The organism is Acidocella sp. (assembly GCF_035535915.1).
In the GTDB taxonomy this organism is placed as follows: Bacteria; Pseudomonadota; Alphaproteobacteria; order Acetobacterales; family Acetobacteraceae; genus Acidocella.
Map to the genome: position 1 here is coordinate 148,212 of NZ_DATLPB010000063.1, position 13,181 is coordinate 161,392.

General features: G+C 62.5%; 14 protein-coding genes. 13 read left to right on the forward strand and 1 reads right to left on the reverse strand.

Features of this window, described 5'->3' with window-relative positions; genetic code table 11:
• The first annotated feature begins 33 nt into the window (after window positions 1–33).
• From VNC39_RS07750 to VNC39_RS07810, 13 genes are all read left to right on the forward strand, one after another.
• Entirely contained in the window at window positions 34–270 is a 237-nt protein-coding gene (locus tag VNC39_RS07750; protein WP_325397829.1) for a hypothetical protein, read from the forward strand.
• Between the two features lie 3 nt (window positions 271–273).
• Window positions 274–810, forward strand: a complete 537-nt coding sequence (locus tag VNC39_RS07755; protein WP_325397831.1) for a hypothetical protein — start codon at window positions 274–276, stop codon at window positions 808–810.
• Window positions 803–1,486 (forward strand): hypothetical protein, encoded by a 684-nt coding sequence (locus VNC39_RS07760; RefSeq protein WP_325397833.1) that lies wholly within the window; start codon window positions 803–805, stop codon window positions 1,484–1,486. Before VNC39_RS07755 ends, VNC39_RS07760 begins: the two co-directional genes overlap by 8 nt.
• Window positions 1,483–2,019, forward strand: coding sequence for a glycoside hydrolase family 108 protein (locus VNC39_RS07765; protein ID WP_325397834.1), 537 nt, complete (start codon window positions 1,483–1,485; stop codon window positions 2,017–2,019). The genes VNC39_RS07760 and VNC39_RS07765 overlap by 4 nt, the downstream gene beginning before the upstream one ends.
• A 299-nt stretch (window positions 2,020–2,318) precedes the next feature.
• Window positions 2,319–3,560: an MFS transporter gene (locus VNC39_RS07770; protein WP_325397836.1), complete on the forward strand. Its 1,242-nt coding sequence runs from the start codon at window positions 2,319–2,321 to the stop codon at window positions 3,558–3,560.
• A 223-nt stretch (window positions 3,561–3,783) separates the two neighbouring features.
• Entirely contained in the window at window positions 3,784–4,758 is a 975-nt protein-coding gene (gene egtD / locus VNC39_RS07775; protein WP_325397838.1) for an L-histidine N(alpha)-methyltransferase, read from the forward strand.
• Window positions 4,742–5,926, forward strand: a complete 1,185-nt coding sequence (gene egtB, locus VNC39_RS07780) for an ergothioneine biosynthesis protein EgtB (protein ID WP_325397840.1) — start codon at window positions 4,742–4,744, stop codon at window positions 5,924–5,926. Before egtD ends, egtB begins: the two co-directional genes overlap by 17 nt.
• A gap of 234 nt (window positions 5,927–6,160) precedes the next feature.
• Window positions 6,161–7,018 (forward strand): CPBP family intramembrane glutamic endopeptidase, encoded by an 858-nt coding sequence (locus VNC39_RS07785; RefSeq protein ID WP_325397842.1) that lies wholly within the window; start codon window positions 6,161–6,163, stop codon window positions 7,016–7,018.
• Between the two features lie 92 nt (window positions 7,019–7,110).
• Window positions 7,111–7,812: a CBS domain-containing protein gene (locus VNC39_RS07790; protein WP_325397844.1), complete on the forward strand. Its 702-nt coding sequence runs from the start codon at window positions 7,111–7,113 to the stop codon at window positions 7,810–7,812.
• Window positions 7,813–7,857: 45 nt separating this feature from the next.
• The gene (locus VNC39_RS07795) at window positions 7,858–8,532 is read left to right on the forward strand and encodes a TenA family protein (RefSeq protein ID WP_325397846.1); all 675 of its coding nucleotides are present in this window, start codon (window positions 7,858–7,860) and stop codon (window positions 8,530–8,532) included.
• A 21-nt stretch (window positions 8,533–8,553) separates the two neighbouring features.
• Window positions 8,554–9,969: an amidase family protein gene (locus tag VNC39_RS07800; protein ID WP_325397848.1), complete on the forward strand. Its 1,416-nt coding sequence runs from the start codon at window positions 8,554–8,556 to the stop codon at window positions 9,967–9,969.
• On the forward strand, window positions 9,966–10,619 hold the full coding sequence (gene trhA / locus VNC39_RS07805; RefSeq protein ID WP_325397850.1) for a PAQR family membrane homeostasis protein TrhA: 654 nt from the start codon (window positions 9,966–9,968) through the stop codon (window positions 10,617–10,619). Before VNC39_RS07800 ends, trhA begins: the two co-directional genes overlap by 4 nt.
• A gap of 216 nt (window positions 10,620–10,835) precedes the next feature.
• Window positions 10,836–11,750: a LysR substrate-binding domain-containing protein gene (locus VNC39_RS07810; protein WP_325397852.1), complete on the forward strand. Its 915-nt coding sequence runs from the start codon at window positions 10,836–10,838 to the stop codon at window positions 11,748–11,750.
• Window positions 11,751–11,923: 173 nt separating this feature from the next.
• Here VNC39_RS07810 and VNC39_RS07815 read toward each other — a convergent pair whose 3' ends face one another.
• Complete coding sequence (locus tag VNC39_RS07815) at window positions 11,924–12,805, reverse strand: LysR family transcriptional regulator (RefSeq protein ID WP_325397854.1); 882 nt, start codon at window positions 12,803–12,805, stop codon at window positions 11,924–11,926.
• Between the last annotated feature and the right edge of the window lie 376 nt (window positions 12,806–13,181).

Sequence of the window (13,181 nt, forward strand, 5' to 3'; positions counted from 1 at the left end):
TTCCTTCCTTCTTTTTTCTTCAAGGAAATCCTCATGAACACGCTGATCGCCCGGTTTTCCGAGCCGAGCACCTATGCCGGCATCGCCGCGATTCTGGCCGGTCTCGGCTACGCCATTCCGCCCGGCATCGGCCACGATCTGATGCTGGCCGGGCTTATCATTTCCGGCGTCGGCGCGGTCCTTCTTAAGGAGGGCTGGCGTCGGGCTCTGACCACCGGCGATGCCGCGGTCGCCGTCGAAACCTCTGCAACTGCAAGCAAGGAAGTCTGAACCATGACCGTTTCCCGTCGGGGCCTGTTGGCGACCGTGCCGTTGCTCTCCGCCGTGGCGATGCTCGGCGCATGCGCGGTGACGACCGCGAATGGCGTGACCATCGTCACGATCAATCTCAACATGCTGGAAAATTACGCCCTTGCGGCGAAGAACGGTGTGGCGACGCTGCTGAGCGTCCCGCTGATCAGCACGGCGATCGGTGCGGCCAGGGTCCTTGTGATCAACGACGCTGTTGCCGATATGGCGGCCCAGGTGGCGGCGCTGAACACGGCGAATCACGGTGTCGCGACGCTGACGTTCACCGCCGCCAGCATTCCCGCCGCGATCACCGCGTTCCAAACCGACGCCAAGACGCTGCTGGCGGATGTGGTAGTGGTGGCGAACAGCCTTACGGGCTCCTTGGCCGCCAACATCGTCACCATCGTGGACGCGTTGCAGACCGTGCTGGCTCTGGGCGAAGCGGTGGCGTCGACCGCCGCCGGTGCGGCCGAACCGAGGATGAGCGCGAGCCAGGCGCTGAAATTGCTGGGTGTCTGAGGTGCTTCTCGCTCATCAGCTCGCGGCGATGAGATTGGGGTGCCGGTGGCATGGCGCGCCGGCCGCGCCTGGCCGCCGCGTCACGACGGTTATGCCCCGGGGGGCTTACAGCCGGATTTTCGGCACGCCGCGCGTTGCGGGGCACAATGATCTGGTCGGTGATTGTGTTGAGACCGCAGCCTGTAATGCCGTGCAGACGGAGATGGCCAGGGCCGGGATTTCACGACCGCAAATCGCCAATGATCTCGCGGTGACGCTTTACAGCCAGATCACCGGCTATACCGCGTCTAATCCCGCCAGTGATCAAGGAACCGACCCTGAGGCGTTGTTTGCGTGGTGGCGCCAAAACAGCATCGCCGGTTATAGGCTGCGGCAGGTCGTCCCGGTCGACCCCAAATTCGAGGCCGACATCCGGGATGTCGTGAGCCGCGCGGGCGGCATTTTTCTGATCCTCGCGTTAGGCCTCGCACAGCAGAATCAGCTCGTATGGACGGCGGCCGGCGCACCCGGTTCGTGGGGCTATCATGCTGTTTGGGCCGACTCCTACGATGGTGCTCTCACCTTCGCCACCTCCTGGGGCGAGGCCAAGCCGATCGACCGCAGTTTTTTCGTCGCCGGGTTCGTCGCCGCCGCCTACGCGCTGGATATCGCCAAAGAAGCGGTAACCGGATCGTGAATTTCGCCGCATGCGTGGGCTTCACCCTGCAGTGCGAGGGCGGGTTCACCGCAAGCCCGGAAGATCGCGGCAACTGGACCGGTGGCGAGATCGGCGTCGGGAGTCTCAGGGGAACGAATTTTGGCCTGTCGGCTGCGTCCTATCCGCACCTGGACCTCCGCGACCTTACGCCCGACGCGGCACGGGCGATTTATCGTCGCGATTACTGGCGGCCGGTCAAAGGTGATGCATTGCCTGTCGGTCTTGACCTCATGGTGTTTGACCATGCGGTGAATGCCGGGGTCGCGGCGAGCGTGCGTCTTCTGCAAGCGGCGGTCGAAGTTGCGGTAGACGGCGACCTGGGGCCGCGAACATTGCTAGCGGTCTGTCTGGCCAGCCCAAATGACCTTGTCGCGCAGCTGAGTCGGGCGCAGACGGCGTTTTATGACGCGAGCGTCGCGCCGATGTTCCGGCAGGGGCTGATCCGGCGCGTGGCGTTGCGCACTAACGCGGCGTTGGCTCTGCTCAGCCAGGTCGGGGCCGGTGATTCCTGACAGAGCGTGCGTGATGCCGCTGCATGCGGCGAGGCTCGCCCCTATCGGCGAAAAAGTAGAAATTATGAAATTTAAACGAAAGTCAGCGTCGCGGGGGCGGCACGCGGGGCAGGCGGTCGACGCATCCCGGTCGTCTGGCTGCAAAAAAGCGCGCAGCTTCGTCGCAAAAAAAAGACGTCACCTCGCATTTAGAGCGACGTCTTTTGCCAAGAGATCCTCCCATAAAGGAACCCTCTTGCATTATATTACATAAGCTTTAACACGGCGGGAATTGATTGCAATACTGGGATTGGAAAGCAATGTCTGCCACCGCCACAGAAAACCTGAAAAGGGCGCGTAACGTCGTCATCGCCGCTTATCTAAGCTGGACCCTTGATGCGTTCGATTTCTTCATCCTTATCTTTACCTTCAACGACGTCGCCAAGACTTTTGGCGTCTCCATCACGTCGATCACGTTCGCCATTACCTTGACGCTGGCGACGCGCGCTGTCGGTGCGTTCATTTTCGGAAGGCTGGCGGACAAATATGGCCGCAAGCCGATTTTGATGCTGGTCGTGTTGCTGTATTCGTTCTTCGAGGCGTTGAGCGGGTTCGCGTGGAGTTTCGGTTCCTTCCTGGTCATACGCGCGCTGTTCGGCATTGCCATGGGCGGTGAATGGGGCGTGGGCAGCTCGCTCGCCATGGAGACGATTCCCGACCGCTGGCGCGGCTGGGTGTCCGGCCTGCTGCAGGCGGGCTACCCGTGCGGCTATTTCCTGGCCACGCTGCTGTTCGGCTTCGCGTATCAATATCTCGGCTGGCGCGGCATGTTCTTCGTCGGCGCGCTGCCGGCGGTCCTGGTGTTCTTCATCAATTACGGAATCGAGGAGAGCCCGGCGTTCCAGCAGCTCAAGGCGGGCCCGCGCGTCTCCACATGGCAGATCCTGCGCAAGAACGGCAAGCTCGTGCTCTACGGCGTGCTGATGATGGCCGCGTTCAACTTCTTCTCGCACGGCACACAGGACATTTATCCGCGCCTGTTCCTCGGCGCGCAGTTGCATTTCACCCACGCGCAGATCACCAACATTTCGCTGATCTATAATGTCGGCGCGATGCTGGGCGGCATTTTGTTCGGTTTGCTCAGCCAGAAGATCGGTCGCCGCTATGCGATCATCGGTGCCTGCGTGCTGGCGCTGATCGTCATGTTCCCCTGGTCGCATGCCGGCACGCCGATCGAGATCGCGATCGCCGCGTTCTTCATGCAGGTGGCGGTGCAGGGCGCCTGGGGCGTCGTGCCGGTGCATCTGAACGAGTTGTCGCCGTCGGAAATCCGCGGCACGTTCCCGGGCTTCATTTACCAGTTGGGCAACTTCGTTGCCTCCTTCAACGCGCCGATCCAGGCCAGCATCGCCTTCCACCATGGCGGCGATTATGGCTTCGCGCTGATGCTGGTGGCCGGGATCGTCTCGGTGCTGCTGATCATCCTGATGATTTTCGGCCCCGAGGCGCGCAACGTTTCCATGGCGCACCGGACCGTGCTGGAACCTGGTGTGGCGGATTGAGGCGACGCCACGAACGTCTGAGGGAGAATGGCGTGCCGGCAGGCACGCCATTCTTTGCGCGCCTGCCGGTGGTTTGATACCCGTGCAAAGCCTAACAATTTCGACAGAATGCGGAGATAACGCTGGACATCGGTGCGTAGAGGCGTATCTCGTGATCCGTTGACCACAAGATGCCTGAACTCCCGCTTCACGCGAACGGCCACAATCGTCACGGGAATGTTCTATGTCACATGGAGAAAGTGCGGCGGAGCGGATCCAAAAAAGCGGTCCTGAACATGCGACCATAAGGGCTGAACTGATTGAGGATTTATGCCGGCCGCAGGCAAGCATCGCGCCGAAATATTTCTATGACGCGTTCGGGTCGAAATTGTTCGAAATGATCTGCGAACTGGACGAATATTACCTCACCCGCACCGAGGCAGCGATTATGGCGCAACATGCCGCAGGGATCGCGGAGTCCGTGGGGGTGGGGACAACGCTGATCGATCTGGGCGCCGGCAATTGCGCCAAGGCGGCGTCACTGTTTCATGTCTTGCGGCCTCGGGCCTATGTTCCCGTCGATATTTCCGTGGCGTTTTTGCGCGGCGCAGTGGAGATTCTGAAAAAATCCCATCCGCACATTCCCATGCATCCGGTCGGCCTTGATTTCTCCGATTTTTGGATGCTGCCCGCGAGCGTGCAAGAAGGGTACGGCAAGAAGCTGTTTTTTTATCCCGGCTCGTCGCTGGGCAATTTCACGCCCCTGCAGGCGGCCAAATTCCTCGCCCGTATCCGTGCCGCGTGCGACAGCGAGGGCGCGCTGCTGCTGGGCATTGACCTGGTAAAGCCGGCCGAGGAGCTGGAAGCCGCCTACGATGATGCACTCGGCGTGACCGCCGCCTTCAATCGGAACATTTTGCAGCACGTCAATCGGCTGCTGGACAGCGATTTTCGGCCGCGCGACTGGCAGCACAAAGCCGTGTTCAACGCGGCGCAGAGCCGGGTAGAGATGTATCTGTGCGCGCGCAAGGAGCTGACCGTGACCTGGCCGGGCGGCGCCCGCCAGTTTGCCCGTGGTGCCGAGATCCATACCGAAAACAGCTATAAATATTCCCGCGCCGCCATTCTCGACCTGTTGCAGCGAAGCGGCTTCGGCGAGGTGCGCTGCTGGTCCGATGTCGATAACCGCTATTTGGTGTGTCATGCTCGAGCAACGTGAAACCCTGCATCCGCTTGCCGCCCGCTTCGCGCAGGTGCGGCAGCACACCATGGCGTTGGCGGCGCCGCTTTCTGATGAGGATTGCCAGGCCCAGTCGATGCCCGACGCGAGTCCGGTGAAATGGCACCTCGCGCATACGACATGGTTTTTCGAGACGTTCATTCTCGAACCTTTCGAAGCGGGTTTCGCGCCGTTCCATTCCGCGTTTCGCGTGCTGTACAACTCCTATTACAATGGCGTGGGCGCGCAGTATTCGCGGCCGCAGCGCGGCCTGGTCACACGGCCCTCGCGTTCTGATGTCGTTGCGTACCGGGAGAATGTCGATGCGCGCATGCTGGCGCTGCTGGCCCGCGGACGATCGCCGGAATTGACGGCCCTGGTCGAACTCGGCCTGCAGCATGAGCAGCAGCATCAGGAGCTGATCGTTACCGATGTGATGCATCTGCTCAGCATGAACCCGCTCTTTCCGGCTTATCAGCCTGAGGCCATGTTGCCGGCGCTGGGTGGCCCCTTCCTTTGGCGCGATTTTGCCGGCGGCGTCGTAGCGGTGGGCCATGATGGAGAGCAATTCCATTTCGATAACGAGTTGCCGCGGCACCGGCAGTTTCTGGAGCCCTATCAGCTCGCGTCCCGGCTGGTGACGAACGCGGAATATCTCGCCTTCGTCGCCGATGGCGGATATAACGAGCCGTCATTCTGGCTTGCGGAAGGGTGGGATTTCGTTCGCGCCAACAAATTGTCGCAGCCGCTCTATTGGCATCGCCAGGACGGCCATTGGCGGGTGTTCGGCCTGGATGGGCTGACCGATTTGCAGCCGGATGCGCCGGCGCTCAACCTGTCTTATTTCGAGGCGAGCGCCTATGCGCAGTGGGCCGGCGCGCGGCTGCCGACCGAGGCGGAATGGGAGCACGCAGCACTCACCGATCCGTCCTTGCCGCAAATGTTCGGCACGGCCTGGCAATGGACCAGCAGCGCCTATGCGCCTTATCCCGGGTTCCGAGCGGCCCCCGGGGCGGTCGGCGAATATAACGGCAAGTTCATGGTGAACCAGTATGTGCTGCGCGGCTCTTCGCTCGCGACACCGCCCGGTCATTCGCGGGCCACGTACCGCAATTTTTTCCCCACCGGCGCGCGCTGGCAGTTCAGTGGAATTAGGCTGGCGCGGTAGTAAGCAAGTGGGCGCTTTTTGAAAAAAGCGCCGCAAAAACTTTTTTGATGCTGGGCCATGGGCTGTGTCGGCAACAACGCCCATGGCCCGGCATAATAAAGTTTTTTTGCTACTTTTTGTTCACAAAAAGTAGCCTTTCTTCTAGCCTCAGCCCAAATGCGCCTGCGTGGATGCCTGAACCAAGTTCGCCGTTCGGAAAGTTTATGGCGTCGCCCGTTTGTCGGGCGGGATGGCGTGCGGGCCGGCTGGCGCGCGGCGTTGTTCCTGCTGGCGATGGCGGCGCAGCTTCTGCTGGTTGCCCTCATTCTGCACGAATTGTTCAGCGCCATGGCGGTGCACGGGCTGCAGGGCGGGTTGACGCCGTTCATGGTGGGGGTGAACGAGCTGGGGCTGTTGTTGCCGGCCTGCGGCGCCAGCGCGCTGATGGCGTTCCTTGAAGACACGCGGCTGACGGCTTACGGCTTGGCGGACCCGCGCAAGCTGCCCCGCCTCGGCGCCGGGTTTGTCGCGGGGGCGGTGGCGCTCAGCGCGCTGACGCTGGTGTTGCGCGCCGGCGGGTTCGCCACCGAGCAGGCCGGCGTGCCCGGCCTCGCCAACGAAATCTTCTATGCCCTGAAATGGCTGGGTGTCAGCCTGCTGATCGGACTGACGGAAGAGTTTGCCCTCCGCGGCTATCTGCTCTCGGCCTTGCGGCGCGGCATGGGGTTCTGGGGGGCGGCTGGCCTGACCAGCCTGTTTTTCGGCGTTCTGCACGGTATGAATCCCGGCGAGACCCCGCTGGGCCTGGTCGACACGGTCGGGGCGGGGCTGCTGTTCTGCCTGTTTATCCGCTGCACCGGCTCGCTTTGGTTCGCGATCGGCTTTCATGGCGCCTGGGATTATGCGGAGAATTTCCTGTTCGGCACCGCCGATAGCGGCACGCGTTGCGTCGGCACGCTGCTGATTTCCGCGCCGCGCGGCAATGTATATCTATCCGGCGGCGTGGCCGGGCCCGAAGGCAGCCTGTTCTGCACCGCGCTCCTGCTGCTCGCCGGTGTTTTGGCCTTCATTTTCATGCGCCCTGCCGCGCTTTTGGCGCCGAAACTGCCATGAGCGAAAAAAAGCCCGGCCATAGACTTTGACATGGGTCAAGGCAAGGCGCCGGCAAATGCCGCAAGGTCCTGCTGCAACGACAGGAGGATCGTATGAATGTCGCCGCTCTAATGAGCACGAATATTGTTTCCGTTTTGCCATCGACGACGCTGGTCGATGCGGTTCGCGTCATGATCGCCAGTCATGTGAGCGGCCTGCCGGTCGTGGAAACTGACGGCACGCTGGTCGGTATGATCACCGAAGGTGATTTGCTGCGCCGCACCGAACTGGATAGCGAAGGCAAGCAGCCGAGCTGGCTGAAGGCATTCCTGATGCCCTCGGCCGTCGCGGCCGATTACGTCGCCACCCATGGGCGGCGTGTCAGCGAGGTGATGACCCCGCGTCCGATCTCCGTGACCGCGGCGACCGAGCTCGCAGAAGCCTCGCGGATCATGCTGCACAAGCATGTGAAGCGGCTGCCGGTGCTGGAGAACGGGAGGCTGGTCGGCATCATCAGCCGGGCGGACATCTTGCGGGCATTGGCGCGCAAGCTGGTCGAAACGCCCGAAGACCGGTCCGACGAAGAAATCGGCGCCTACATCAAGAACGAGCTCGCTCAGGCGAAATGGGCGCCGAAATCCAGCATCAAGGTCCAGGTGAAGGAAAAAATCGTCGACCTGGAGGGCACGATTTTCAGCGATGAGGAACGGCAGGCGGTGATCGTCATTGCCGAGAACGCACCCGGTGTGAAAGCCGTGCAGGATCACTTGATTTTCGTCGATCCGGGGTCGGGCATGTCATTTCCGATCGCGTAAGCCTGGTTCTGGCCACGCGGCGCCGGCGCGGCTAATTTCGGCGGCATGACAGTGACACCGTTTTTCGACCGGCTCCGGGCCGACGCCGCGGGGCCGTGGGCGCGTTATGTTCAACATCCTTTTGTCCTCGCTTTGGGCGACGGCTCGTTGTCTGAACGAAAGTTCAGGGAGTTTCTGGTTCAGGATTATTTGTTCCTGATCCAATATGCCCGCGCCTATGTCCTGCTCGCGTATAAATTGGACGAGCCGGCGGATATGCGTGCCGCCCTGACGACCGCCGATGCGTTGCTGACCGGCGAGATGCCGTTGCATGTGCGCTATTGCGCCGGCTGGGGGTTGGACGAGGCGCAGATGCGGGCGGCGCCGGCGGCGCTGGAGATGATCGCTTACACGCGCTACGTCCTGGAGCTCGGGCAGGCCGGCGACGCCCTGGATCTGATGGTAGCACTTGCCCCCTGTATCGCCGGTTATGCGGAAATCGGCGCCATGCTGAACGAGGGGCTGTGTCCCGGAAATCCTTATACCGACTGGATCGCCGCTTATGCCGGCCCCGACTATAACCGCTCGGTTGCCGAGGCGATGGCCATGCTGGAACGGCTGGCGGTGAGCCGCGGCGGGGCGGCGCGCTATGATGCGCTGCTGAACCGTTTCATCCAGGCCACTGAATGCGAAGCGGCGTTCTGGGAAATCGGCTGGCGCGCCGGCGCAAAAACCTCTTAAGCTACCGGAGGAAGCCGCGACGTGCGGCAGATTCAGGAGGGGGCCTTGGAGGATATCTGGCGGCTGTCGGCAACCGAGCTGGCGCAAAATGTCAGGGACCGTAAAATCTCCGCCCGCGAGGCTGCACAGGCAGCCCTCGAACGGCTTGAGGCGGTGAATCCGGCGATCAATGCCGTCATCGATTACCGCGCCGAGGATGTGCTGGCGCAAGCGGACGCGGTCGACGCAAGCGCCGCGCGCGGTGAGGAGGCGGGGGTGCTGGCCGGCGTGCCGGTAACCGTCAAGGTCAATCTGGACCAGGAAAATTTCGCCACCACCAACGGCACGCGGCTACAGGCGCGCAACATCGCCGGGACGGACAGCCCGGTGGTGGCGAATCTCCGCCGCGCCGGCGCGGTGATTCTCGGCCGCACCAACACGCCGGCTTTCTCGCTGCGCTGGTTCACCGATAATCTGCTTCATGGCGCCACAAAAAATCCGCGTGACCCATCGCGCACCGCGGGCGGCTCCTCGGGCGGTGCGGCTTCCGCCGTCGCTGCCGGCATCGGCCATCTCGCGCATGGCACGGATATCGCCGGCTCCATCCGTTACCCTGCTTATGCCTGCGGGGTTCATGGGCTGCGCCCCAGCCTCGGCCGTGTTCCCACGTATAATGCCAGCGGCCCCGAGCGGCCGATCGGCGTGCAACTCACCGCGGTTTCCGGCCCGATCGGCCGCTCCATCGCCGATCTGCGCCTCGGCCTTGCCGCGATGTCGGGCTTCGACCCGCGCGACCCATGGTGGGTGCCGGCCCCGCTGGAATTTTCCAATCAGCCGCGCCGCGCCGCTTTGGTGCGCCGCCCCGGCGGGCTGGAGATCGTGCCGGAGGTGGAAGAGGCGCTGGTGGACGCCGCCGCGCGGCTGCGCGATTCCGGCTGGGAGGTGGCCGAGCTGGATGACATTCCCGCCATCGAGGAGGCCGTCGAGCTGCAAGCCCGGCTCTGGATCGGCGAGAGTTTCACCCCCTGGGAGGAGATGACGGCCAAGGATGGCGATCCCGGTGCCATCGCCACCATTGCCGAACTCAAATCCCTGCTGAAGCAGGTTTCGGCGGAGACATATCTCCACGCGTTGGTGCGCCGCAGCGCCATCATTCGCGACTATCAGCTCCTGCTGCAGGACCATCCGGTGCTGCTGCTGCCGGTCTCGGCGGAGCTGCCGTTTCCGGATCAACTGGACCGGACGGATTTTGCCCGGGTCTGGCGGGCACAGCTCACGCAGATCGGCCTTCCGCTCACCGGCCTGCCGGCGCTGACGGTCTCCACCGCGCGGGTGGGGCGCACCACGACCGGGGTGCAATTGCTGGCCGGGCGGTTCCGCGAGGATCTGCTGCTGGAGGCGGGCGAGGTGCTCGAAGCGGGTGGCACGCCGCCAGCGCCGCTCGATCCGGTTTTTTGACCGAATTCCATAAATTTCCGTCCTATAGCACGGCCGAACGGGCGGCCGACGCCGCCATTCACATTGTTGGCCTGCCGCTCGGTGTGGTCGCCGCCATCGCGCTGGTCGAGCGTGCCACGGCTTTCGGCGAGCCGATCATCGCCGCCATCGCTCTCTATGCCGCAGGCATTGTCGGCATGCTCGGTGCGTCGGCCGCCTACCAGCTTTGCCCGGACGGCCGGTTGAAGGAACGGCTGCGTCGCTTCGACCGGGCCATGATTTTTGTCATGATCGCCGGGACCTATACGCCGATCAGCCTCGTCACGCTGTATGGCCGATCCGGGCTGATCCTATGCCTGCTGGTCTGGAGCCTCGCCGCGTTGGGTATATTTGTGACCCTGTATCACCCAAGGCGCTTCGAGCGCGCGCTGCTATGCCTCTATCTGGCCATGGGCTGGATGCTGCTGGCGCTGCTGCCAAATTGCGTGGCCCGGCTGCAGGGCGAAGTGCTGGCACTGATCCTGGGCGGCGGGGTCGTTTACACGGTCGGCGGGCTGCTGCAGGCGCGGCCGGTCAAATTCCACAATCCGGTCTGGCATCTGCTGGTTCTGGTCGCCGGCGGCATGCATTATGTCGCCATCAGCCAGCAGCTCACCGGCGGGGTTTTTTAGGAAGAGAGAGGCCGCTTTTTGAAAAAAGCGGCGCAAAAACTTTTTTGAAACTGGGCTTGAGGCGCTGAAACCGCACGGGCCCAGAATAACAAAGTTTTTTTGCTACTTTTTGTTCACAAAAAGTAGCCTTCCTTTCTAGCTGCTTTGAAAACCCCTAATAAGTAAATTCAGTTCCCCAGGTTTCCGCGACTGATGAAACTGACTAGTTAGACGACGATGTCGAAATCTCTTGCCGGCCTATCCTTGCGCGATCTCGAATATGTCGAAGCGGTCTCGGAACTGAAGCATTTCGGCCGCGCCGCGGAACGCTGCGGGGTCAGTCAGCCGGCTCTGTCCGAGCAGGTGCGCAAGCTGGAAGCCTATCTCGGCATGCCGATCTTCGAGCGCACCAAGCGCCATGTCGCGATCACCGCGCAGGGGGAGGTGCTTCTCGGGCATATTGACCGGATCCTCGCCGAGGCGCGGCATTTGCTGGCGCTTGGGCTACAAGGCACCGATTTATCCGGCGTTTTGCAGCTGGGCGCGATCGAAACCCTGGGACCTTATTATCTGCCGGCGGTCCTGGCTTTGCTGCGGGGTAAACTGCCCGACGTGTCATTGCGCCTGACCGAGAACCGTACGTCAGCGTTGATCGAGCGGCTCCGCCACGGGGCGCTGGACGTCATTCTCGCGGTGATGACACCGGACATGCCGGGCCTCTCGCACCAGGCAATTTTTTTCGAACCCTTCATGCTGGCCACGCCACGCTGGCACCCGCTTGCCTCGCTGCCGCAGATTCGATTGAACACGCTGCCACACGAGGGGCTATTGCTGCTGGAAGAGGGGCACTGTCTACGTGATCAGGCACTGGATCTCTGCGACGGCGCGCCCCGCGCCACCCGTCATGCCACCAGCCTGGAAACGCTGTGGCACATGATCGCGGCCGGGGAGGGCTATTCGCTGCTGCCGGCGTTGGCGGTGCGTGAACGGCCGGATATCTCCACGTTGGTCGACTGCCGGATGCTGGACCAGCCCAATGCCGGGCGGCAAATCAGCCTGATCTGGCGCGCCAGCGACCCGCGCGAAACGCAGTTCCGCCGTTTCGCGGCATTGCTCGCGGCGCATGCGCCGGACGGGGTGAGGGTGGAGTAGGAACAGGAAAGGAAAAGGAAGGGAAGTAAGCGCTACTTTTTGTGAACAAAAAGTAGCAAAAAAACTTTGTTATGCTGGGCCATGGGCGTTGTCGTCGACGTAGCCCCTGGCCCAGCGTAAACAAAAAAGTTTTTGCGCCGCTTTTTTCAAAAAGCGGCTTCTTCCTTACTGTTTTAATGAGCGCTCAGCATCGCCATGAACGAAGCGGCCACATGGCTCTGGTAGCGGTCGGCATGGCGCAGAACGTGGAAATCGCGTTCCGGCAGCGCGAATTTCACATGATACAGCAAACCGGCTTCGAGGCTGGGCGCCGCCACCGAAGCGGAAATGGCGGTGGCGCCCAGTCCGGCCTCGACCGCGCCGCGCACTGCCTCATTGGCGGGCAGTTCCAACGCCACCCGCAGCGCCGTGGCCGACACGCCAAACTGCGCCAGCGCCTGTTCGAATTCCGAGCGCGTGCCGGAACCTCGTTCGCGCAGCACCCAGTCGCTGTCCAGCAACTCTTCCGGCGCCAGAGCTTCGCGTTGCGCCCAGGGATGGTCCGGAGCGACCACCACGATCATCTTGTCGCGCGCCACCCGCTGGCTGAGCAGCGCCGGATCGGTGACCGCACCTTCAACGAAGCCCAGCTCCGCCTCGCCGCGATGCACCGCCTGCGCCACTTGCGCGGTGTTGCCCACCGTGAGGCTGATCTCGATGTTCTGGTGCTGGCGGCGGAAGGCCGCGAGATGCCGCGGCAGCCAGTAGCTGGAGATCGTTTGGCTCGCCTGCACCAGCAATGAGCCATGCTTGCCACCGCTGAGTTCGCGCAGCAGCAGTTCCGCCGCCTCCGCCTCGGCCACGAGGCCGCGCGCCGTGCCGAGAAACAGCGCTCCCGCTTCGGTCAGTTCAATCCCACGCCCGACGCGGTGAAACAGCTTGATATCGTGCCGTGTCTCCAGCGCCGCGATCGCCGCGCTCACCGCCGACTGGCCGAGATGCAAGGCCTCTGCCGCCCGCGTGACATGCTGGCGGTCAGCGACGGCGATGAAAATCCGGAGCTGATCGAGTGTCATGGTTTTCGACGCTTAAAAGCGGCCTCTGCAAAACAAATCATCGATCAAATCATTGATTAATGTGATCTTTACGATAAAATCTATCAGAATTTTTAGGGGAACGGAAGAGAATGAACGGCCGTCCATGATATTTGCGGAACGCCTTTGCTTCCGGGTGCGATCCCGGCGATTTTTATACTTATGAGAATGCCATTGCAGGGCTTTGTGCGGCGTTGCCGTCGCGCAAAGCCCTGCAAGCTTCAGAGTTCCCTCAGAAACCGGCGCTGGCGGCGTCCAGCGCTTGGATGGCCTCGGCGTCCAGGGTCAGGCGCGCGGCTTTCTCCAGATCCTGCAATTGTTCAAGGCTGGTGGCGCTGGCGATCGGCGCGGTCACTTC

What these genes read in the sequence shown, in the direction of transcription:
- VNC39_RS07750 (WP_325397829.1), top strand. Translation starts at nt 34, where the DNA reads ATGAACACGCTGATCGCCCGGTTTTCCGAGCCGAGCACCTATGCCGGC.
- VNC39_RS07755 (WP_325397831.1), top strand. Translation starts at nt 274, where the DNA reads ATGACCGTTTCCCGTCGGGGCCTGTTGGCGACCGTGCCGTTGCTCTCC.
- VNC39_RS07770 (WP_325397836.1), top strand. Translation starts at nt 2,319, where the DNA reads ATGTCTGCCACCGCCACAGAAAACCTGAAAAGGGCGCGTAACGTCGTC.
- egtD (WP_325397838.1), top strand. Translation starts at nt 3,784, where the DNA reads ATGTCACATGGAGAAAGTGCGGCGGAGCGGATCCAAAAAAGCGGTCCT.
- egtB (WP_325397840.1), top strand. Translation starts at nt 4,742, where the DNA reads ATGCTCGAGCAACGTGAAACCCTGCATCCGCTTGCCGCCCGCTTCGCG.
- VNC39_RS07790 (WP_325397844.1), top strand. Translation starts at nt 7,111, where the DNA reads ATGAATGTCGCCGCTCTAATGAGCACGAATATTGTTTCCGTTTTGCCA.
- VNC39_RS07795 (WP_325397846.1), top strand. Translation starts at nt 7,858, where the DNA reads ATGACAGTGACACCGTTTTTCGACCGGCTCCGGGCCGACGCCGCGGGG.
- VNC39_RS07810 (WP_325397852.1), top strand. Translation starts at nt 10,836, where the DNA reads ATGTCGAAATCTCTTGCCGGCCTATCCTTGCGCGATCTCGAATATGTC.
- VNC39_RS07815 (WP_325397854.1), bottom strand. Translation starts at nt 12,805, where the DNA reads ATGACACTCGATCAGCTCCGGATTTTCATCGCCGTCGCTGACCGCCAG.